This is a genomic window from Clostridium frigoris, from assembly GCF_018861865.1.
In the GTDB taxonomy this organism is placed as follows: Bacteria; Bacillota; Clostridia; order Clostridiales; family Clostridiaceae; genus Clostridium_AD; species Clostridium_AD frigoris.
Genome location: NZ_JAHLDV010000033.1, coordinates 18833 through 41577, shown reverse-complemented (window position 1 = coordinate 41577; position 22745 = coordinate 18833). Strand labels below are relative to the sequence as shown.

18 protein-coding genes are annotated in these 22745 nt (G+C 29.0%); 7 read left to right on the top strand and 11 right to left on the bottom strand.

Going from position 1 to position 22745, the window contains the following annotated elements; genetic code table 11:
* The coding region (locus tag KPL37_RS13230) for a serine hydrolase domain-containing protein (RefSeq protein WP_216150108.1) at positions 1–851 on the top strand (851 nt) is incomplete at its 5' end.
* 271 nt (positions 852–1122) lie between these two features.
* Here the strand turns inward: KPL37_RS13230 and dltD are convergent.
* The 8 genes from dltD to KPL37_RS13190 form a co-directional block, all read right to left on the bottom strand.
* Complete coding sequence (gene dltD, locus KPL37_RS13225) at positions 1123–2322, bottom strand: D-alanyl-lipoteichoic acid biosynthesis protein DltD (protein ID WP_216150106.1); 1200 nt, start codon at positions 2320–2322, stop codon at positions 1123–1125.
* Positions 2319–2579 carry a D-alanine--poly(phosphoribitol) ligase subunit DltC gene (gene dltC, locus KPL37_RS13220; protein WP_216150104.1) on the bottom strand — a complete coding sequence of 87 codons (261 nt, stop codon included), beginning with the start codon at positions 2577–2579 and terminating at the stop codon, positions 2319–2321. The genes dltD and dltC overlap by 4 nt, the downstream gene beginning before the upstream one ends.
* A gap of 14 nt (positions 2580–2593) precedes the next feature.
* A complete protein-coding gene (dltB, locus tag KPL37_RS13215; RefSeq protein WP_216150103.1) occupies positions 2594–3739 on the bottom strand; it encodes a D-alanyl-lipoteichoic acid biosynthesis protein DltB in 1146 nt (381 codons plus the stop codon).
* The gene (gene dltA, locus KPL37_RS13210; RefSeq protein WP_216150102.1) at positions 3740–5215 is read right to left on the bottom strand and encodes a D-alanine--poly(phosphoribitol) ligase subunit DltA; all 1476 of its coding nucleotides are present in this window, start codon (positions 5213–5215) and stop codon (positions 3740–3742) included.
* A 213-nt stretch (positions 5216–5428) separates the two neighbouring features.
* A complete protein-coding gene (locus tag KPL37_RS13205) occupies positions 5429–6190 on the bottom strand; it encodes a C40 family peptidase (protein ID WP_216150101.1) in 762 nt (253 codons plus the stop codon).
* Between the two features lie 178 nt (positions 6191–6368).
* On the bottom strand, positions 6369–8255 hold the full coding sequence (locus tag KPL37_RS13200; protein WP_216150100.1) for a methyl-accepting chemotaxis protein: 1887 nt from the start codon (positions 8253–8255) through the stop codon (positions 6369–6371).
* Positions 8256–8565: 310 nt separating this feature from the next.
* Positions 8566–10050, bottom strand: coding sequence for a sodium/proline symporter PutP (gene putP, locus KPL37_RS13195; protein WP_216150099.1), 1485 nt, complete (start codon positions 10048–10050; stop codon positions 8566–8568).
* Between the two features lie 242 nt (positions 10051–10292).
* Positions 10293–10967: a cell wall hydrolase gene (locus KPL37_RS13190; RefSeq protein ID WP_216150098.1), complete on the bottom strand. Its 675-nt coding sequence runs from the start codon at positions 10965–10967 to the stop codon at positions 10293–10295.
* A gap of 269 nt (positions 10968–11236) precedes the next feature.
* Between KPL37_RS13190 and KPL37_RS13185 the strand changes: the two genes are divergently transcribed.
* Positions 11237–13924 (top strand): peptidoglycan D,D-transpeptidase FtsI family protein, encoded by a 2688-nt coding sequence (locus KPL37_RS13185; protein ID WP_216150097.1) that lies wholly within the window; start codon positions 11237–11239, stop codon positions 13922–13924.
* A gap of 86 nt (positions 13925–14010) precedes the next feature.
* On the opposite strand, the gene KPL37_RS13180 is transcribed toward KPL37_RS13185, so the two are convergent.
* Complete coding sequence (locus KPL37_RS13180) at positions 14011–14637, bottom strand: ankyrin repeat domain-containing protein (RefSeq protein ID WP_216150095.1); 627 nt, start codon at positions 14635–14637, stop codon at positions 14011–14013.
* 365 nt (positions 14638–15002) lie between these two features.
* Between KPL37_RS13180 and KPL37_RS13175 the strand changes: the two genes are divergently transcribed.
* From KPL37_RS13175 to KPL37_RS13155, 5 genes are all read left to right on the top strand, one after another.
* Positions 15003–16238, top strand: a complete 1236-nt coding sequence (locus KPL37_RS13175; protein WP_216150093.1) for an ATP-grasp domain-containing protein — start codon at positions 15003–15005, stop codon at positions 16236–16238.
* A 330-nt stretch (positions 16239–16568) separates the two neighbouring features.
* Positions 16569–17003, top strand: coding sequence for a hypothetical protein (locus KPL37_RS13170; RefSeq protein WP_216150091.1), 435 nt, complete (start codon positions 16569–16571; stop codon positions 17001–17003).
* A gap of 24 nt (positions 17004–17027) precedes the next feature.
* Complete coding sequence (locus tag KPL37_RS13165; protein WP_216150089.1) at positions 17028–17660, top strand: DUF1292 domain-containing protein; 633 nt, start codon at positions 17028–17030, stop codon at positions 17658–17660.
* A gap of 47 nt (positions 17661–17707) precedes the next feature.
* The gene (locus KPL37_RS13160) at positions 17708–18367 is read left to right on the top strand and encodes a PspA/IM30 family protein (protein WP_216150087.1); all 660 of its coding nucleotides are present in this window, start codon (positions 17708–17710) and stop codon (positions 18365–18367) included.
* A gap of 196 nt (positions 18368–18563) precedes the next feature.
* Positions 18564–19070, top strand: coding sequence for a nitroreductase family protein (locus KPL37_RS13155; protein WP_216150085.1), 507 nt, complete (start codon positions 18564–18566; stop codon positions 19068–19070).
* A 24-nt stretch (positions 19071–19094) separates the two neighbouring features.
* On the opposite strand, the gene KPL37_RS13150 is transcribed toward KPL37_RS13155, so the two are convergent.
* Together KPL37_RS13150 and KPL37_RS13145 are read right to left on the bottom strand one after the other, a co-directional pair.
* Positions 19095–20882: a cache domain-containing sensor histidine kinase gene (locus tag KPL37_RS13150; protein ID WP_216150083.1), complete on the bottom strand. Its 1788-nt coding sequence runs from the start codon at positions 20880–20882 to the stop codon at positions 19095–19097.
* 3 nt (positions 20883–20885) lie between these two features.
* Entirely contained in the window at positions 20886–22451 is a 1566-nt protein-coding gene (locus KPL37_RS13145; protein ID WP_216150081.1) for a response regulator transcription factor, read from the bottom strand.
* Between the last annotated feature and the right edge of the window lie 294 nt (positions 22452–22745).

Here is a 22745-nt window from a genome sequence, read left to right as displayed (position 1 = left end):
AAATATGTATCTTTGAATCCAATAAAAGAAGAAGAACTTCTTATTATAGAAGAGTCATCGTCATAAAAATGTTAGAAATAGAAATTGCGACAACTATGTTGACAAACTCCGCAATTGATAAATATATTCATGATTATCCAGAGGGCGATAAAATAAAAATACATAATCTGCTCACTCATACATCAGGAATCGCTGATTATGTATCGACAGGAAAAAATGATCGTGCTTATACTCCAGAGGAAATTATTGAGCTTTTTAAAAATAAGCCACTCAATTTTAAAACAGGAACAAAGTACGAGTACTGTAATTCAGATTATATACTGCTCGGATATATAATAGAAAAGGTATCAGGTATGAAATATGAGCACTATTTAGAAAAAAACATATTTGAACCTTTAAAATTAAATGATACTGGATTTTTAATAAATGAAGCTAGTATAAAGAATAAAGCAAGTGGATATTATCCTTCTAAAAAAACAGGAGAATATAGTGTGGTATTGGATACAGAGAGTTCAACGCAATATTCATCTGGAGGAATTTATTCGACAGTTGATGATTTGTATAAATGGGAAAAAGCTCTATTTACACAAAAATTAATTAATAAAAAATCATTAAATGAAATGCTTACTCCATACTTACAGAATTACGGATATGGGTATGGATTGATTATTGGCAAAAATGATGAAGGAGATAAAGTGATTTGGCATAATGGAAGTTTACCTGGTTTTTCATCATATATAGGAAAAAATGTTAATAAAAAATATCTGTTTATTATACTAAGTAATAAGGACTCATATAATATTGAAGATATGGTTTCAGAATTATCTAATATCTTGAAGTTGGAGAAATAATGTATATTATGTACTATATAATATACATTATTTTTAATAATAGTGTTAAGAGACATAATAATGCCCCCAATCGTATGATAATAAAACTACGGTTGGGGGAATTATTATGTAATGGTCGTATAATTTAATGTTTTAGAATGATTTTGATTTTTAAATTATTCTGATTTAAAACTGATTATATATATAAGTAACTCTCACATCGGACTGAAACAAAAACAAATAGCTACAACCTAAAATGACAATGGTATAAATAATCGTCATAAAAAGTATATTAGTTTTTATTTTCGTTATAATATTTATCAATAGCTTCATTAATGTATACCCAACCTTTCCAGCCTATGTGAGCACTATCCATTAGAAAGTAATTTTCATTTTCATGTTTTGAAAAATCAGTGACTTCAAATCCATAAGAAGTAACCATTGTATTTACTTTTTTATAATAAGATAATCTATCATTTTTATTATATCCAACATAGTCATACCATTTACCGTTAACAGGGATATTTAAAAATAATGGTTTAATTCCTTCATCCTTGCAAACGTCTAATAATAATTTAAAATCTTCATATTCTGGAGATCCTATATATAAATCTTTCTTAGGAGAAGCCTTTATTGTTTGAAGATTTCTTTTAAATGCATGATTATATACTTTATTGTCTATACCAAATTTATTATTATTAGATTTTGATTTAGCAATTTGGGAAGCTTTCCTTAATTCTGCATTCCAGTTAGTATCTTTATGCTTTGGCTTTAAATAATCTGCAAGTTTAGGATTATCCTTAAGATATTTGTAGCTATTTATATCGTCCTTTAAAACTAATAGATTATACCTTAGCCAGTAATAAGGGGTCAATAAATACCTCTTAGATGTACTTACTAAGCTCTTATTACTATAAAGAGAGCAGTATTCCCACATCATAGCAAAGTGCTTATTTATTTTTTTGCCGGAAATTGATGTTATTCTTTTAGCAAACTCTTGTTTTGTAGTTAAACTTAAATCTCTATTAAACAAAAATCCATATACCTGTAGTTCAGATGAACTGGCTTCAAAAGTATTTTCATTAATACCTTGTTTTATAAACCATTGTGAAGAAAGTACGAAAACTACCTTTTGACCTTTAAGGTTCGTACCTAGTGATCCAAAATCAGCAGCATGTACTAAGGATTTATAACCTGCTTTTCCTATAAGATTGATTTGAAAACCATCTTTTTTACCATTAAAAAATTTAATTGGCTGAGTAGAGTATCCAGCAGTTTGTTCAAGTTCGGAAGAACCGAACATTAAAAGATTATCGCCCTGCTTTGTTCCCATGCTTTGAAGTATTGGACTTTTAAATTTATGTTCAGTTAAATTTTCTCCAAATTTGTCATAATATTTTTTTGAAATAAGATTTTCATAATGGCTTTGATAAAAAAATAAAAAACCTAAACAGATAATAATAGAACAAACAAAAGCTATGACCTTTTTCATTCTATTTTACTATTATAGAGATTTTTATGGTCTTGCATGTTTTGAAGATATTCAATTAGTTTGTTCGGTGTCTCTATATCTTTTCTTCCAACAATAGCAGGGTCGAGTTTAATATTAAAGGTATCCTCTATTGCTACAATAAGTTCAATTATTCCTAATGAATCTAATCTTCCAGTATCAAATAAATTCTCATTACTTTCCTCACGTAAATCCTCACCAGTAATTTCTTCTAATATATTGTAAATTGAATCTTGCATATAAATTCCTCCTTTTATTTAAATAAATATCCTGAAAATATCAAAAAGCTAAAACATATCAAGTTAAAGGTTAAAACAGTTGAAGCAATTTGGAAATAGACCTTTTTTTTAAACTTTTTGTAAAACTTTTTTCTCTGAAAATAATCTGTAACAATGAGCAAAATTCCATGAAAGGCACCGTAAACAATATAATTAAGTTGAATTCCATGCCATAGCCCCATGGTTATCATATTTATCATGAAACCAATGTAGGAGGCCGTATATCTACTCTTAAACCACTTTTTTCTAATTGCAGTCATTACAAATCTATTATAAATAAAATCTCTAAACCAAAACGATAAGCTCATGTGCCATCTGTTCCAAAATTCTTTTATATCCTTGCTTATAAATGGAAGATTAAAGTTTTCAGGTGTTTTTATTCCCATTATGTAACTTACACCTATTGCTATTAAACTGTATCCGGCAAAATCAAAAAACAAATAAAAGCTATAAGAGTACATATATGTAATCGTATTTGATAATGTGTGTGGTCTTAATAAGAGTATATTAATAAAGTGCTGTTGTATATAAAATCCTATTAGAAATTTATATCCTACTCCTTGTAAAATTTTAAATATTCCATCACCTAAATATTCAACATATTCTCTAGGCTTTATAACCTTGTTGCTTTCCTCTTTAAATCTAATTGAACGGTCAATAGGTCCAGAACTTAAGGTTGGAAAAAACAATATAAAATATGCAAGATCAAACATATTTATTTTAGTAATATATCCGTCATAAATTTGAATTAATATCTGAATAACTTTGAAAGTTAAATAAGAAATTCCTAAAAAACCAAGTTCTTTGTGTACAAATATATTGCCGAGTTTTGAGCATAGTAATGGTGATAGACCTATTACTATCATTATCCAAAGTAACCATCTTTGTTTAAACTTTTTTATAATAAAGCTGTAAAAAATAATTAATAAAAATTCCATTATAAAAAATAAAATTAAGTACTCAGCTTGTTGTTTTGATTTACCAAAAATTAGATAAATCATAAATAAGCTTGCTGGTAGCCCGTACCACTTTATCCTTTTACCAAGTAGACCAACAATAATCGCTGGGATTAAAGCTAAAATCATTAAATAGAAATATAAAAAATTTCCGTAAGGAAGCATCTAAAATTCCTCCAGTATCTTTTTTCTATCTATTTTGCCATTAGCATTCATTGGTAAAACTGATATTACCTTTATTTTACGAGGTATCATATATGAAGGTAATAGGTTCCTTAAGAAATTTTTAACAGCGAGAATTATGTTTCCTTCAAATTTATCATTTAGTACTATTGCTGTTGCTAAATATTTAATTGTGCCTCTTTCTATAATAGGTACTACAACAGCATTTTTTATGAAAGAAAGTTTTCGTATATTATTTTCAATATCTTCAATTTCGACTCTATAACCATGAAGTTTAATTTGATTATCTATTCGTCCCTCATAATATAATAGACCGTTAATTATATACCCCGTGTCTCCTGTCCTATATCCTCTTCTTTTTACACCAAAGATTTCTGTGTTAAAAAAGAACTTTTCTGTTAAAACAGGATCAGCAAAGTAACCTATACTTACACTGTCGCCAACTATTAATATTTCATTTGTATTTTCTTCTATGATTATTTCACAGTCTTTTTTGACGTACCCAACTGGAAGAGTTTCTTTACTTAAAAGCATTTCCTTTTTTATTTCAACTGCAGTTACTGCAACTGTAGTTTCTGTTGGACCATAGAAATTTATTAGTTTGATTTTGGGGAATCTTTCAAACAACTTTTTTACACATTCTTTGGAAAGAGTTTCTCCACAAAATAACATTTCGTTCAATTCAGGTAATAACTTTTCGTTAAACTGTTCGCTTTGTAAAGACATTTCTGCGAAAGATGGAGTAGAGACCCAGGTCGTAATCCCAGAAGATTTAAAATTCATAAAAAGCTCAGGTAAATTAGCTATCATATCTTTATCAATACTATAAAGTATTGAACCAGAAACCAATGATAAATAAGTATCCATTACAGATAAATCAAAAGAAAAAGGTGCTTGATTCATAAATATTTTATCTGTTTTATTAATTAAAGTTATACTCCAATCAATGAAGCTTTGAATGCAATTTTTTGTTATCTGCACTCCCTTTGGTTTACCAGTACTTCCTGAAGTATATATTATGTAATAAACATCTTCACCCTTAAGTCTATAACTTATATTGGGTTTTTTATCCTTAGCTTGTAATAGTCTCGTTTTTAAATCACTCTTATTTAATATTATATCTGCAGGAATATCAAATAACTCATTCGACGTATTTATAATCAATTTAGCACCAGAGATAATCAAAATATCTTTAAGTCTTGTAATTGGGGTCGAGATATCTACTGGAATATAAGGATGTCCACTTTTTACGCAGGCTAAAAAACTTATAAGCATTAAATGATCCTTATGTCCAAAAACTATTATAGGCGTTTTGTCTTTACCAAATAAATCTATGATATTTATAGCAAGTGAATCTGACTTTGTTTTAAGCTCTCTATAAGTTAAAGTACTATTTTTATACATATGAGCTATTTTATTAGTAGTACAATAGTTTTCAATTATATTAATAAAATTCATAAGTTTTCCTCCTCATACACTAAAATACATTTTATCAGTTTGTTATGTAATAGTAAATAGATAATTATACGTAATATAAAATTAAAAACTATCCTTAATATACATATGGTTTTACTATTTATAGTAAAAAACAGTAAATTTAAGCTGTCCACATGGCATTATAATGCATATACACTCTAAAAATATGATTGAAATGAAATTTTAGAGAGATTATTATGTAATCGCAATTAGTCTGATGGGTATATATCCTTTTTTTATTAATTTACTTTTAGACCTTACATCTTTTCTTGCTACTGGAATGGGTTCGAAGGGTACAACTGTTGATATGTTTTGCTCATAAACGTTTAAATTATCACTATTTTCCTTATCAGAATTTATATATAACATAATATGTCCTTTTCCTTTCCCATTATCTAGAAGCAAGGCATCTGTGGGCTTAAGATCGTTCCAGGATACTTGACATACTAAATTTTTGCCTATTTTACTACCGCTTCTTACATGATTATAAAGAGAAAGAGTAGTTTGACGATTTATGCCCCAGGCAGTACTTACTAAAGATGAGCAATCATTACCATATAGGATTTTACTCTTGCTAATTTTCGATAGAAAGTTACTGGGAGATGATACCTGATATAGGTCCATACTATAAGGTACGCCTCTATATGTTTTTCCTTTAATAAAAATATAAGAACACTTTTTTTCAACTAAATTATGCATGGGAATCCATTTTACCTCTGTCATTGCTTTTGCTCTGTTAAGAATTTTTTGTTTTAAAACATCAGGCATACATGGATTAGGTACTTTGGTGTTATATGTTATAGCATTATTACTTAAAGAAAAGGGCTGAATTTTACTATTTTGATTGATATTTCTAGTATTCGAAGTAATTTTAGGGGAAAACATAATAAAAGCAATTATAAATAAGGTTATTATAGATGTATAAGTTACTATTTTTTTTATCGATTTAATCGTCATTTTCTTATTTCTCCTTCGTTTTAAAAAATGTATTAATAGTATTAATATGTTATGTAAAATAAAATATTCCATATTAAATTAAAAAAGTTAAAAACCATTAAGTAAGATATATCATTACTCAATGGTTTTTAACTTTCATATATAAACTGTGACATGGCTTTTTTAGTATTTCGTTATATTAGATTTTAAATTTGTCTACTGCGTTTTCTAGTTTATTCACTAATTGCTTCAAATCTTCTGCGTGAGATTCTGCCGTATTTATCGCTGATAGTTGTTCCGCCGTAACAGCTGAAACTTCTTGTGTAGCCGCGCAAGTTTCTTCAGCAGCTGCAGATATATTAGTTATATTCGCCACTATATCCTCCTTTTTACTTGTCATATTCTCACTAAATTTACTTATCTCATTCATCTTAACTATTAACCCCTTAAAAGATTCAGATATATCATTAAACTGTTCTCCAGTTTGATATACGGCTTCATTTTGCTCTTGAACTATGGTTTGAGTACTTTCCATAACTTTTACAGCAAATTTTGCGTTGGTTTGAACTTCTGTTATCAAGGTTCCAATTTGATTAGTAGCGTTAGAAGATTGTTCCGCTAATTTACGAACCTCATCTGCTACAACTGCAAAGCCTCTACCACTTTCACCCGCTCTTGCAGCCTCTATAGCAGCATTTAGTGCTAGCAAGTTAGTCTGTTTAGCTATATTATCTATTGTTTCTATTATTACACCTATCTTCTGGGAGCTTTCATCAACTCTTTGAATTACTTCACTTACATTTTTGTTAGCTTTATTATTCTCATTATTTTTATCTGAAAGTAATTTAACCACAGATCTACCTTTTGCAGTAATTTCAACAGTATGGTTAGAAATATCCTTCATTTCATTAGCAGCCACAGAAACATGTTCAATATCTTGAGTTATACTAGATATTTCATTTACACTGCTTTCAGTATCTTTAGCTTGCTCTGTAGCAGTTATAGATATATCTTCAATTGCTTTGGCAACTTCCTGCGAAGCAAGTGCAGTCTGCTTAGTTATGTTGGTAAGGGAGTTAGATGAATCTAATAGAGTGCATGAAGAATTTTTTATTTCTCTAATTAAATCACTAATACTGCCTATCATATAATTAAACTTCTTAGAAATTTGGCCAAACTCGTCATTCCTTGTTAAAATATTTCCTTGTAATGTAGATTTATCTAGATTACCTTCCGACGCAAGGGAAATTTTCTCTGTTATATTTTTAAGCGGAGTTGTAATATAAATGGAAAGAAAATTCGCTATAATTAAAGATAACAATAATGCACCTGCAATAATAACCAGCATAATCAATATAATCAAATTCAATTCCTTAAAAGCCTCACTGGAATTTACTTCAACGATAACGCCCCAATTAATTTTATCAATAAATTTATAGGTAGATAATTTAGAGACATTGTTACCTTCGTATTCGATTTGTCCAGTTTGTTTTTTTATAACCTTAGCCACTGGGCTAAGCTTTGTTAAATCCGTAAGTTTTTCAGCCAATTTCTTATTACTATGGCCAATTGCTTTTCCGGTTCCATCTACTAAATAAACTTGTCCTGATTCTCCATAACTCTCTTTTGTTACTAAATCACTAAAAATACCTAATGAAAGGTTAGCAGCTAATACACCTACAACTTTTTTATTCTTTAGAATAGGAGTAAAACATATTATTATTGGTTTTTTTGTAGTACCAGATATCAATACATTAGAAAAACCAGATTCGCCTTTCATTCCCATTTTATAATAATCTCTATCAGACCTATCTGCTAGACTATTCTTTCCCATAGAGCTATAAAACATCATTCCTTTTGGGTTCAATGCTGTAAAAGCTGAAATCATTGGGAATTGCGTTTTAAATGTTTTACATATACCGTCAAGCTTGCTGAAATTCATAGATTGAATTCCATCAGTAGCGGCTAGACCGGTCATCAAACTTTTAATATCAGTCAAAGTTAAATTTATTTCTTTTTCAACAGCAATTGCCTTATTCATCTGTTGAGTATAAGCACTATCCTTCATAATACTTGAATTTTTCACTCCAATAATTGCAGTAGATATAATAAGTGGTATTATAATAATAATTACAATAATAATTGAAATTTTAAATTTAAAGCCTCTTATAGTTTTGATATTAATCCCCCCATTAAAATAGTATAATCACAATATATATTTACCTTATAAAATTGCGTATAAGAATATGTTCGACATAATATTATAAAATCCTTTTAACTTTCTATACCCAAGAAATAAGTAGTATCTATTATGTTCATTTAATTATTTTTTCTATTAATAAGCATATATTCCATAAAATCATTTTAAAGGAGATATGTAATATAAAAAAAACACCCTAAGGTGTTTTTTTTATATCTATTAAGTTTTTTTCCATAGTTTTGAATTCACTAATTACTGATTCATCGGGCCTGTTTGTTAAAAGGCTTCCAACGATAACAGCTATAAGTGATAGACTAAAGCCTGGAATCATTTCATACAAATGAGTCGATAGCCCCGTAATAATCCATATAATTACGGTTAAACCACCTACAACCATACCTGACAATGCACCCCACTTAGTCATTCTCTTCCAGTAAAGACTAAGGAGAAGCATTGGTCCAAATGCAGAACCAAATCCAGCCCATGCTTGTCCCACTATATTAAGAATGGTTTTGTTTGGAACATATGCCAATACTACAGCAAAAGCTGCAATTATAAGCACAGATATTCTTCCAACAAACATTTGAGTTTTTTCTGATGCTTCTTTATTAAGAAAGGTAAGATAAAAATCCTTTGTTATAGAGCTTGAACAAACTAAAAGTTGAGAAGAAATAGTACTCATAATGGCGGCAAGTACTGCTGAGAGTATTATCCCTGTAATAAAAGGATGGAATAGTACATCTCCAAGGCGAAGAAAAACCATTTCCGGATCTTTTAAGGGTTGGCTTATAGATGTAAAATATACAAGTCCTACAAGCCCACTTGCCATAGATCCGATAAGTCCAATTGCCATCCAACTTATTCCTATCCTTCTTGCAGATTTAAGCTCTTTTGCAGATTTAATAGCCATAAAACGAACTATAATATGAGGTTGACCAAAGTAACCAAGGCCCCATGCTAAAAATCCTACAATTGTGGATAAACTTGTTCCACGAAGTACATCAAATAATGCAGGATCAATATGTTTTACTTTGGTAACAAAAGTACCAGGATCTATTCCTAGATTCATATATGATACAATAGGCACGACAACTAGTACAATAAACATAAGACTGCCTTGAAAAAAATCTGTGAGAGTTACTGCTAAAAATCCTCCAAAATATGTATATAATACAACTATAGATAATGTAACTACTACACCAGAAGTATATGTAAATCCAAATAAATCCCTAAATAATTTTCCGCCAGCTACAATACCGGAGGAAACATATAATGTAAAGAAAACAAGTATTATTATGCCAGATACAATCCTAAGCATTTTAGAGTTATCTTTAAATCGATTTTCAAGATAATCTGGAACAGTTAAAGAATCATTAGCGACCTCAGTATAGATTCTAAATCTCGGAGCGAGCAGGCGATAATTAAAATAAGCTCCTATAGTTAATCCGATACTAAGCCAAATACTAGAGATCCCTGTAGCGTACACAGCCCCAGGAAGTCCCATAAGCATCCATCCACTCATATCACTGGCACCTGCAGATAAGGCTGTAACCATTGGCCCTAAACTTCTTCCTCCAATCATATAATCAGAAATATTTTTGGTTTTTCTGTAGGAATAGTATCCTATTACAAGTAAAATGAATAAGTATAAAACTATTGCTAAAAGCGAGTAAAATTTCATTCGGAATCTCCTTTATTCTAATTAGGTTTTATAATGTGCATAAAAATACAGAAATATATAGATATTTTATCATGTTTATGGAAAAATTGGAATGATAATAGTAAATTACAATTAATAAACCGTCTGTAAAAAATTACAGACGGTTTCCTGATTATATTACTTATTATGTAATTATGTATAGTTTTCTAAAAGATTATTATCTGCCACTCTTATCTTTACCTTTGATTTAGCGACGATTTAATTTAGTTTTTTATAATGCCTACAAATGTTAAGTTGTCTATTTTTATGGAACCTGGTTGTTTCAATGTTAATGTCTTGGGGGCATTACCACTATAAAAAAATAAGGCATTATTTGTTGAGTCAGTCCCGCTGAGGGCTGCCTTTGCAGCCTTCACAGCAGTTGCATCTGCAGATGTATTAATGTTGCCATTTTGTATTGGAGTAAACTGATAAGAACCGTTATATTTTTGATTAATAACAGAACTCAATGAATTTGGGAAACTGCTACTCTTAACTCTGTTTACAACTACTGATCCTACAGCAACCTGAGCTTTATAAGATTCACCTTGTGCTTCGGCGGTTATTAGTCTTGCAAGTAAGCTAAAATCACTTGATGTATATTTAATTGCTGCACTTTTGCTTGCAATAGGTTTAGCTAACACTTTAGTAGAGTTAGTTGTTACTGGGATTTTGAGAACTTGTCCTGGAAAAATAAAACCATCGCAATTGCTATTAGCTTTCATTAAATTAGTTAATGATTCTCCGTGTGTTTTTGCTATTACCGATAAGCAATCACCACTTTTGACTGTATAAGTTGTAAGCGTCGCAGCAAATATATTTTGAGATGTTATTACTGAGATACCAATTGTTAATGCTGATGTTAAAAAAACAGATTTAAAACTTTTAAAGTTAATCATTATTTTCCTCCTTGTGCCTACCAGGTTATTAAAGGATTAGGGTAGAGGTGCCCTGCTTTTATAAAGCTTAATCCCGAAATTTAATCCACGGCAATTCCTTTGGAATATTAGGCTATTAAAACATAATAATACCATAATAATACCATAATAAAAATAAAATACAAGTTTTATAAAGTAATATGTCGAATTATGATTGGAAACTGTACGATTTTTCTTGAAATGTGCTATTATATGTATTATATAATAAAAAAGTTTAAAGTGGTGATGAAATGGAAAAAAGAAAAAAATTTGGTAGGCATAATGCCTTGCTCATAATTATGGTGGCTATATTTTCAGCAATAGGAGTAAGGCTATATTATTTACAAGTATATAATGGAGAATATTACAAGGATAAGGCAAATGCTAATGCTCATAAAGGAATAGCTATAGGAGCACCAAGAGGACTTATAACAGACAAAAACGGAATAAAACTTGCAAAGGAATTGCCAGGTTATAACATTACATATACAGATACATCTAATACAACGAAGGATGACACAGCTGTGTTTAAAACACTACAAAAGGTATTTAAAATATTGGATACAAATGGAGAAGCTAAGGTAGACAGTTTTCCTTTGAAAAGTAGGCCGTACAGATTTGAATTTAATTCTGGTGATACTAAGGGAATACAAACAATGCAATTAAGATTTTTAAAGGATAGAGGAATCCAAGATAATATACTGAAAGCAAAATTTAATAGTAAAAAAGAAGAAGAGTTAACCTCATATGAAACTAGTGAACTTAACAATGAACTTTTGAAATTAACTCCAGAGCAAGTGTATAATCAGCTTCTTAAAGAATATGGTGTAATAAAAGGAGTTTCAAGTTTGCATATACAGGAAACCCCAGATTTAATTAGAAGATATTTAATTGTAAAAGATGGTATAAAGATGAATTCTTTTTCAGAATATAAATCAATTAACATAGCAACTAATATTAAGAAAAATACATCACTTGTATTCGAGCAAACTCTTTCGGATATGCCTGGAATTAAAGTGGAAAATCAGCCTATGAGGCAATATCCATATGGACAACTTGGTTCATCAGTACTAGGATATATAAGTAAAATAAATTCTAATGATCAGGCGAAATATTCAGCAAAGGGTTATGATACGAGCACTGATTATGTAGGGGTTTCTGGGATTGAAGCCGCTATGGAAAGTAGTCTCAAAGGAGATAACGGTGAAGTCGGGGTTAAAAATGGTCCTCCTAAAAAAAAGGCGACTGCTGGGAAAAATGTACAGCTTACTATAGATGCAAATTTACAATATGCCACAGAAAATGCTTTGAATAGTGAAATGAAGACTTTACAAAGTAAAGGGACTGTAAATGGTTTAAATGTATCAAACGCTACAAGAGGGGCAGCTGTTGCTATAGATATTCATACTGGTGGAATACTCGCACTTGCTAGCACACCCGGTTACAATCCCAATGATTTTTCTGCGTCTCAAGGATTAACTGAGGCTCAATCGAGTAAATATTTTAATCCAGACTATGAAAAGATGGCAAAAGCTCAGGGAAAATCGCAAAGTTTAATTAATTATATGTTTCCAATTGACACAAGCATAAAAGGAAACACAACAATAAGAAAGGATAAGTTTGATTACTACCCCAAATATTTGTATAATTATGCAACGATGTCACTTATTCCATCAGGTTCTACTTTTAAACCGATGACAGCAATTGCGGGTCTTCAAACTGGTGTAATAAATGATAAGTCTACATATCGTGATCAAGGAAAGTTTGATATAGGGGGAGGGATAATAGACCATTTTATAACAGATGGAGCGCTTGGTCTTGTAAATGTTGTTAGCGCAATACAAAAATCCAGTAACCCATTTTTTATGAATGTCGGTGGTTTATTAAGATCAAAATATGGAGATGACATTTTAGCTAAATATGCATGGGAATTTGGATTGGGGTCTGATCCTGATTCAACAAAGCCTGGTACAGGAATAGAAATAAATGAGAATTTCGGACAAGTATATAATACAGTATCACAGAAAAACATGGCAGCAACGGAATATCTTTTAAGTATTGAGCAAGATTTTAATAAGGGAGTTTCTGGAATAGGGACGAAATTTCACAAGATAGATTTATACGATAGAGAGGGCGATGATCGTATTAATTATCATGGGAAAAATCTTTTAGAAATAAAAACTGAAATAAAAGATGATATAAAGGATTCTGTAAAAAATGGAACTTTTGTAAAGAGCGAATATGAAGAATCATTAAAAAAATTAATTGCGGCCGATCCTAAGTATAAAAAACAAAAAATTACGGCTACTGATTTAACAGTGGCAGTAAATGATATAAACTTTCAAGCGGTAAAGAAAGGGCATACTTCTTTAGGGCTTCCATATAATATGTATATTGCATCTATTGGTCAAGGCATGGATAATTTTACACCTCTTCAGATGGCAAATTATATATCCACTCTTGCAAATGGCGGAATAAGATATAAACTTCATTTGGTGGGTAGTATAAAAGACACTAATGGAAAGTTATTATCTAAAACAAAACCTAAGGTTTTAGGTAAGGCAAATATGAGTGAAAAAACTAGAAAGATAGTTATGCAGGGCATGAACAACGTTACAGGTGCAGGGGGTAATACTGACGGTACTGCAGCTAAAGCTCTTGGGAAATTTCCCATACCTACAGGTGGTAAAACAGGTACAGCACAATTTAATACAGCGGACATACAAAACAAAGTTGGTAGAGGAGATTATGGGTGGTACGTAGGCTATGCACCTGCTAACAATCCTAAAGTCGCAATATCTGTAGTTATATTTGATGGAGGATATGGTAGTGATGTTGCAAATGTAGCTAAAGGTATGTATGAGAGTTATTTTAAAAATGATCCACGGATGGCAAAGTATAAGGGAGATTATGATATAAAATTAAAACGCATGAATTAAAGATGTATAATTTAAGAAAGTAAGAAATGTGGGGATATCATCCGATAAATAATTAGAATTTATAATTATTTATCGGATGATTTTTTTTACTTGTTTCCATTATATTTTATTAAAATATCAGTAATTTTTTTATTTTCACAAAGATCAAAAGGAGTGTAGCCTGTAGAATTTTTTGAATTTATGTCAAAGCCTAAATTTATTAGAGCTTTTAAAAATTCTTCAAAATGTTCATCAAAACAGTTGATATAATCATCATGAAGAAGGGTGTTTTTATATTTATCACGTGTATTTATATCTGCTCCATATTCTACAAGTAAATTTAAAAGTTCTACAGAGTAATTAAAACTGCAGTTAAATATAGGAGTTTTACCGGATACGTTGATTGCATTAACTTTAGCTCCTTTTTTAAGTATCATAGTTATTACATCTATATGAGGTTTCATCCTTGCACAAAGTTTATGAAGAGGGGTTTCTAAGAGTTCACTATTATGTGAATTAATGTCTGCACCATTATTAATTATAAGCTTGATTGTTTCAAAATAATTATTTTGGCAATTGTCAATGGCATAATAAAGTAAATTTTTAATTTTAAAATCAGAATTTAAATTTTTAGCTTTACTTAAATAATCGCTTATTCCATCTATGTTGCCCTCATCTATAAATCTATAAACTGATTTAGGCTTTTCCGCGAATAAGTCAGCAAATATTTTCATTTTGGTTACCTCCTGTTAATTAAATGTTTTATCATTATTAAATATTAAAAAACATAGTTTTTGAATTTCTTATTTTTACAATTATACAATATTGTTCGATTATAAAGCAAACATATGAGGGAATACTTCATTTAAAATTAGATATAGTAATTATAAAATACTATATACACGAAAATAGCACTAATAGCTAGTATATGTTTCGTTTTAATCCATATTTCGACTATGACCAAATATACACAGAATTATAACATATATCCTTTGTTTATGGAGTTATGTAAACACATAGGCCTATGATACCATATAAGTTGTAAGTTATAATTAAAAAAATAATTATACATTTTTAAAAAAATATATGGAGGGAAAAAATGAATAAGAATAAAATTGTAGCTTTTGTTGAACCAAGTTTTTATGGGGTGGGTTTTGTTAGGGCTGCATTTGATTTGGGGCATAAAATAATTTCAATAGTATCAAGTGAAAATAATCCAAAAGAGTATGGGTATGAGGGGCTTTATGACGATATTATAATTGCAGATGTTCGAGATGAAGAATCAATATTTAATGCTATAAAAAATTCAAAGTATTATGGAAAGTTAGATGCATTAATACCTGCAGCGGATTATGTGTCTGCGATTACAGCTAAAGTTGATGAGAGATTGGGACTTACAGGTATTCCATACGAGGCGGAAGTTAAATCTAGAAATAAAGATTTAGCCAGAAAAGCATATAAAGAAAATGGTGTACCTAGTGCTAAGTTTAAAAAAGTAAAAAATTATGTAGAGGCAATAAAAGCTGTAGAAGAGATCGGATATCCTGTAATTCTAAAACCTACAAACTGTGAAAGTAGTCAAAATGTTTTTTTTATTAAGAATAATTTTGAATTGAAAAAGGCAGTAAAATGTATGGAGAATTTTAAAGAATCTTATATGGGATTTAAAGTTCGCGAAGAGTTTTTGATTGAAGAATATCTTGAAGGACAGGAATTCAGTATAGAAGTATTTTTACATAATGGGAAGAAAGCTTTTTCTTCAGTAACAGAGAAAATAGTTTCTAAGCTCCCATATTTTGTTGAAATAGAGCATGTAGTACCTACTTCGGTTTATTTAGATAAACAAAAAGATATAATTGATGTGGCAATTAGTGCTGTAAAAGCTTTAGGAATTAAGAATGGTCCATGTCATGTTGAGATTAAACTTTCTAAAACAGGTCCAAGGCTTATAGAGGTAAATGGAAGGCCAGGAGGGGACAACATATCTTCAGATTTATTAATTAATGCTTTAGGTATAGATCTATTTAAGGCAACGATTAATTACTATTTAGGAGATGTTATAAGTCTTATACCTTCGAAACATAAGGCTGCAGCGGTTGCATATTTAATTGCTAAAAAAGAGGGGATTTTATCAAAAGTTAATGGATTAGTTGATTTAAAAAACAATAAAAATGTTATAAGGTATAATATGGATTTAAAATCTGGAGATACTGTTAGAATGGCACAGAACTCAGATGAAAGATTGGGGTATATAATAGTAAAAGGAGATATTCCTAAAGAAGCAAAGAAAACTGCATTAGACTTAATTAACTCACTCGAGATTGTTTATAAGTAAAATCAAAAATATGTTAATATTTAAGGCGTAAAACATTGAATGCATAGTACTTCAATGTTTTATGCTTTTTTAGGTTCAAATTCCTTTGTCGGTTTTTACTTTCTGGTTGTAAAAGTAAAAATCGACAAATTGAGGTTGCTATTAATAATACTCTATTCATGTTATTATATAATTGTAAATGTGGACAATTATGGTTTAGATTAATTTTATTTATAAAATTAAAAAGTCGAAAATTAGTAAAGAAATCTAAGGAATATTAGTAAGTTTTATGTAATAAATATAAATATATTAGTGATGAAGAATTTTAACTAAATGGGGGATGAGATAAGCTTGAAGAAGTTATCAAAGATATTATCAATACTATTAATGGTAGTAATGCTTGTAACAATTAATTTTGATGTATATGCTAAATCAAGGTCTGGTGGATTTAAATCAAGTGGTAGTCATAGTAGTTCTAGTAGTAAAAGTTCAAGTAGTAGCAGTAGTGGAGGATTTAAATCAAGTAATAGTTATACAAAACCTTCAACATCAACAACTAGTAAACCATCAACATCGACTAATAAATCGACAAGTACAAGTAGTAACAATAGCGGCAATAAAACACCAATTGTAGGTAGTAATAATTACAATACTCATAGAAGTTTTATACCAATGATGTTTTTTGGAAATTCTTTTGGTAGTTCTATTTTAAGATATGCAAGTTTAGTTGTAATCATATTAATAATGTTCTATGTGTACAAATATATTAAAAGAAGACGTAAATAAAAGGTAAGGGGGAGTTAAAAATTAATGGGTAATGAAAAAGAATATTTAAGGAAAATGAATGATACTTATGTAAAAGCTCATGGTGATTTATTTTTAAAGATATATTCTAATGAGTTTCGAGATGATACATTAAAGAATAAAGTTAAAGCATTAAAGTTTGAAAAAATATCACAGGAGTTTATTGATATAATAGACAAATCTACTAAAGAGTCTAATAAGTTAATGCATTTTGCTGTAGATGATACTAAAGAGGTTAGTCAATATTATAATAAGTATAGAGGTCAATTAGATCAAGTTCAAAATTGTTCTAAGTGTGAATGTATAGATTGTGCATACGAGTGTCCTTTTAGTTCTTGTGGTAATTGTTTATCGGGATGCAGAGTGAAGACTTGTGATAAAAAAGAAAATTGTATAATAGACAGTACTAAGACACTTGAATTATACGATGATAATAAAGAAAGAAATGTTGAATTTGAGATATTAGCAATAGTAGAAAGCAAATCATATGATAAAAAGTATATACTACTACAAGAAAAAGAGAATGAGGATAATAAACAGATGTATATTATGACTGATGGACTCTCAGATACTGAGTATATAAATATAGATAATGAGGAAGAACTGGAAAATATAGCTGGACTATTCATGGAGAGCTAGTATACAATATAGGCAATCATTAAAGATAATAAGGAGGAATATAAACAATGGGAATATTTGATAGATTAGGGAATAGCCTAAAAGCAGGAGTTAACAAAATAATGGATGCAAATGAGGATACAGCAGCGCTTATAGACCAAGCCATAAGAGATAAAGATGCATCTTTAAATGAAGCAAAGACTAAATCAGCTGTAGTTTTTGGTAATGTAAAAAGGCTTGAAAGAGAAATGAATTCAGCAAAAGAAGATATTACTAATTGGGAATCTAAAATAAAACTAGCTATAGAAAAAGGTAATGATGATTTAGCTAGCAAAGCAATTGCTAAACAAAAAGAGTGTGAAGCTACTAGCGTTTCATTATCAAAATCTTATAATGCATCTAAAATTACTGCAGATAGTTTGAAGAAAAGCTTGGTAGATCTAGAAGAAGATTTAAAAGATTTAAGAGGTAAGAGAGATGGATTAATAGCTAGACTAAAAACAGCAGAGGCTGCAGAGCAAGTTAATGCAATTACAGCTAATATTAAAACAAAAGATAATAATATTGATTTAGATAGATTAGAACGTAAGATAGAGGAAAAAGAATGTATGGCAGAAGGGTTAGGAGAGCTAAAAGTTGAATCTTTAGAGGATGAATTTGAGGCACTCGAAAAAACATCTGTAAGTGATGATTTAGCCGCTTATAAAGCTAAATATGCAAAACAATAATTAATAGTAAATAAGTAAAGATATGTCAATATTTCTAATAGAGATGTCGGCATATTTTTTTATTTTTGTTTTTTGAAGTATAAGGTATCATTTTGGTTACTATGTAATAATAAAGTGCGTACTTGTAATTAAGATACAATGAGTTAAAATAGTAACATAGTAGAAGAAGAATCTTAATTAATATGGAGGTAACAAAATGGAAGCAATATTTAATAGAAGAAGCATAAGAAAATATGAGGATAGACCAATAGAAAAGGAAAAAATAGAAAAACTTTTAAGGGCTGCAATGCAGGCACCATCAGCAGCAAATCAACAACCTTGGGAATTTTTAGTTATTGAAGATAAAGAGATGTTAAAAAAACTAGCTCAAACAAGCCCTTATTCAAAGATGGTTGCGACTTCAGCTGTAACATTTGTTCTTTTATCTAGAAAAGATGGATTATTAGCACCAGGGTGTGTACCACAAGATATGGGAGCAGCATCAGAGAATCTTCTTTTACAAGCAGTAGAATTAGGCCTTGGAGCAGTTTGGCTTGGGGTAGCATCTATTGATGAAAGAATGAGTTACGTAAAAAATTTGTTTAAGTTACCTGATAACATTGAAGCCTTCGCAATAATTCCAATAGGATACCCAGATAGTCAAGAAAATAAGTTTGTAGATAGATTTGATAAGGAAAGAGTTCATTATGAAAGTTATAAATAAGTAAATTAATAAACCTTCGATTAATTAATTAGTCGAAGGTTTATTTATTAAAGGCAAAGAAACATTAATTGTAGTACCTACATTAATTTTACTAGTTATAGTTACTCCATAGTCATTTCCATAAAGGAGTTTAATTCTATTATCTACATTTTTAATTCCTATACCTGTAAAATGTATATGCTTAGAGGTAGGGGATGAATATAGACTTTGTAGTTGTGTTTCTTCTATGCCTATTCCGTTATCTATTATTTCACAGAGTAGGTTATTGTTTTTTATAGATATAAATACGTGTATACGTCCTTCCTCATTTCCAGAAAATGCATGGAAGAGAGCATTTTCAATAAAGGGTTGAAGTACAAGCTTTGGAAGTCTATAATTAATACACTGTTCAAACACATGAAAATTAACCTTTATATTATCGCCACATCTAGTTTCATTTATAAAAACATAGTTTTTTAAATTTTCTATTTCTTGTTCTACTGTTATGGTTTCACTGGTCTCGCTAATAGTATTTTGTAATAGTGAGATGAAAGAATTTATAGTTTCGCTTGCTTTTTCTTTATCTTCTTTTAAAACCAATAATTTAATAGAGGCTAATGTGTTATAGATAAAATGAGGATTAATTTGCATTTGAAGAGCGGACAATTCTAATTTTCTTTGCTCTTTTTGAGCAATAAGTAACTTTTCTACGTAATTATTTAGATCATCTAACATAAAGTTAAAGGAACTACTTAATTTTCTTATTTCAGAACTTCCTGCTAAATTTATATGATTATTAAAGTCACCTTCAGTTATTCTAGACATTTCTTTTACTAAAACTCTTAAAGGGTTTATAGTTTTTCTTGTAATTACAAATAGAATTGAAACTGAAATAGCTATTATTAATCCACAATTAAGAACTATTTCCTTTATATTATACATATCTTCTAAAGCAAGGTTTGTATCTATAAGATTTACTAAATAGAAATTGTAAATCGGCATATATTCTGCTAAAATAGTGTAATTTTTATCGTTTAATTTTACATTTTTAAATTTAAGATTATCAGTAGCTATTGTTTTTGCTATATTAAGCAAGGGTTTATCAATAGTTCCGATAACATTCTCCTTATTAGAGGATACGATAGTACCATCTGTTGATATTACTGCAACATCATTGCTCTTAGTCGTAAAGTTAGAATAGAGTTTTTTAAAGGTATTTTCATTTATACTTATATATAACATGCCAAATTGCTGCTTTGTCCTTTGATCGTGCAATACCTTTGTAGCAACAATAACATTTCTATGCGTAGTTAAACTATTAAATCCAGAGTTATTATATTGGTAAAGCAATTTATCTGGGTTTAAAAGAGAGTTTTTTGTTATTTTATCTTTTTTAATTTCATTTATTGGAGTTGTTAATAAAGCAGAGCTTCCTATATATGTAGAATTGTTGACTCCAATTAATAAAAAATCAACGTCTCTTGCGTTTAAATTAGCAGTATCATTTTTTAAATGCTGTTTCATGTTATATATAATATTGGATAAATCTATCATACTTGTGTCATATTCACTAAGGTAACGCCTAAAGGCCCAACTATCGTTTACAGTATTCATAAGACTTATAAGTTTATCATTTAAATCAGCAGAATTATCTTTAATTTCATTTAAGCTTTTAGTGTTTGTAACACTAAAGTTATTAATAAATACTTTTTTTGAAATATTCATTATTGTAAATGCAGTTATAGCTGAAATACATATACTACTAACTAGTATAATTAATGTTAATTTAAAAAATAAGCTATTGTTCCTTAATTTATTTATAAATTTATCCATTGGTCAACCTCTTTTGCCATCTAGAATGTTTCTTCTGAATTTACTTGGTGTAAGTTTTTTGAATTTTTTAAACACCTTGCAAAAATAACTATGATCTGAATATCCAACCATAAAACTTACTTCTGAAACTGGAATTTGTTCATTGCCTAAAAGCTCAACAGCTTTTTCAAGACGTATTTTATTAAGATATTCGCTAAAGCCCTCCGCATTATGAGAACTAAAATATGAAGATAAATAGTAATAGTTAAAATGAAATTTATCAGCCACTTGTTTAAGAGACAATTGCTCATAATAATGATTTGAGATGTAATCAATAATTTTATTTATCATATGATCATTTAATTTACTTTCATCATTATTTAATATTGATTTTGTATCATTGGTTATAATATCTAGTAAATCTAATAATTCATCAGGAGATTTAGTTTCATCTATCCTTTGAAAATATTCTAGTTTTGAGTTATCCATTTCATCCATATTAAAATTAAGCTCATCCAAAATATTTATAATATTATAAAGAGCATTTTCAAAAAGTGTTTTTAATTCGAATTCATTAATGCTAATATTATTTATAGAAAGGCAGAGGTACTGTTTTAAATAATTTAATGCGTTATCTAAATTAAGTAAATATATTTGGCTAGAATAATATTTAAAATCAAATTTTTCTTTTAAGTTATTATTAGGTAATAGCGAATAAGTAATAAGGCTTTTTCCCTTAAAATAAAATTTATACCCAAGTAGTGGCTTGAAATTATTTATATAAATATCTTCTAACTCATACAAGGAATTAAAAAGCTTACTTATCACAAAGAATATTTCTGGAATGTCTTTTGAAACTTCAAAAAGCATAAGAGTTATTTGAGCTATAACTTTCAAATAATTTTCGGATTTTAAATTTATTACAATTAAGAAAAAATTATTTTCGGCTTCTATTTCAAAGTATATTAAGTCTTTTAAATATTTTTTTGCAGCTTTAGACAAAATAGATTTTAAAGATAAAAGACTCATAGAATTTATGTTATTTATTTTTTTTATATTATCGCCTATAAGCAAAAAAGAGTCAAGAGAAAAAGTATCATCTAGTATTTTTTTATTTAAATTAGAATAAAAGCCAGAAATTAATTTTATTAATAAGTTGTTAATATTTAAAGTATTACTATTTTCAAGAGTAGGCATAATAAAACCGGGAATATTAATAGCAGTGTTTTTTAAAAGCAAAACCAACTCCTGAGGATCCAATTTTGGTTTCAAAATATAATCATTTATACCTAATTTGAAGGTGTCTTTTACATAGTTAAAATCACTATAGCCACTTAAAATAACTATTTGTATCTCAGGGTATTTTGTTTTTACTATTTTTGCTAAATCTACACCATCCATTATAGGCATAACTATATCAGAAATTATTATGTGGGGTTTAAGTTTTTCTATAAAATCTAAAGCTTCCTTTCCATTAGAAGCTTCGCCTATAATTTCGAAGCCTTCTTTATTCCAATCTACAAGATATTTTATACCTTGTCTTAACAAATACTCATCATCTACTATTAAAATTTTGCATAGGTCGCTCAAGGCAATCAGATCCTTTAAAATTATTTCTTAATAATTGTTGTTTTATTCTTATTTACAGTATATAGTAATGCAAGAGTTATTTCAATTATAACTACAAGCAACTAATATAAATGTATACAAAGAAAATCACAAAATGTTAAAAAAATACAAATCGATTGTTAACAATAAATTGTTATTTGTTAAAATAATACAAGTTTATATAAACATAGTACTATTTAAATTTTGAAATCTGATATAAAATAAGGTTGTGAACATTTGTAAACGTTTAAATAAAATTTAAAGGGGGATTTTAAG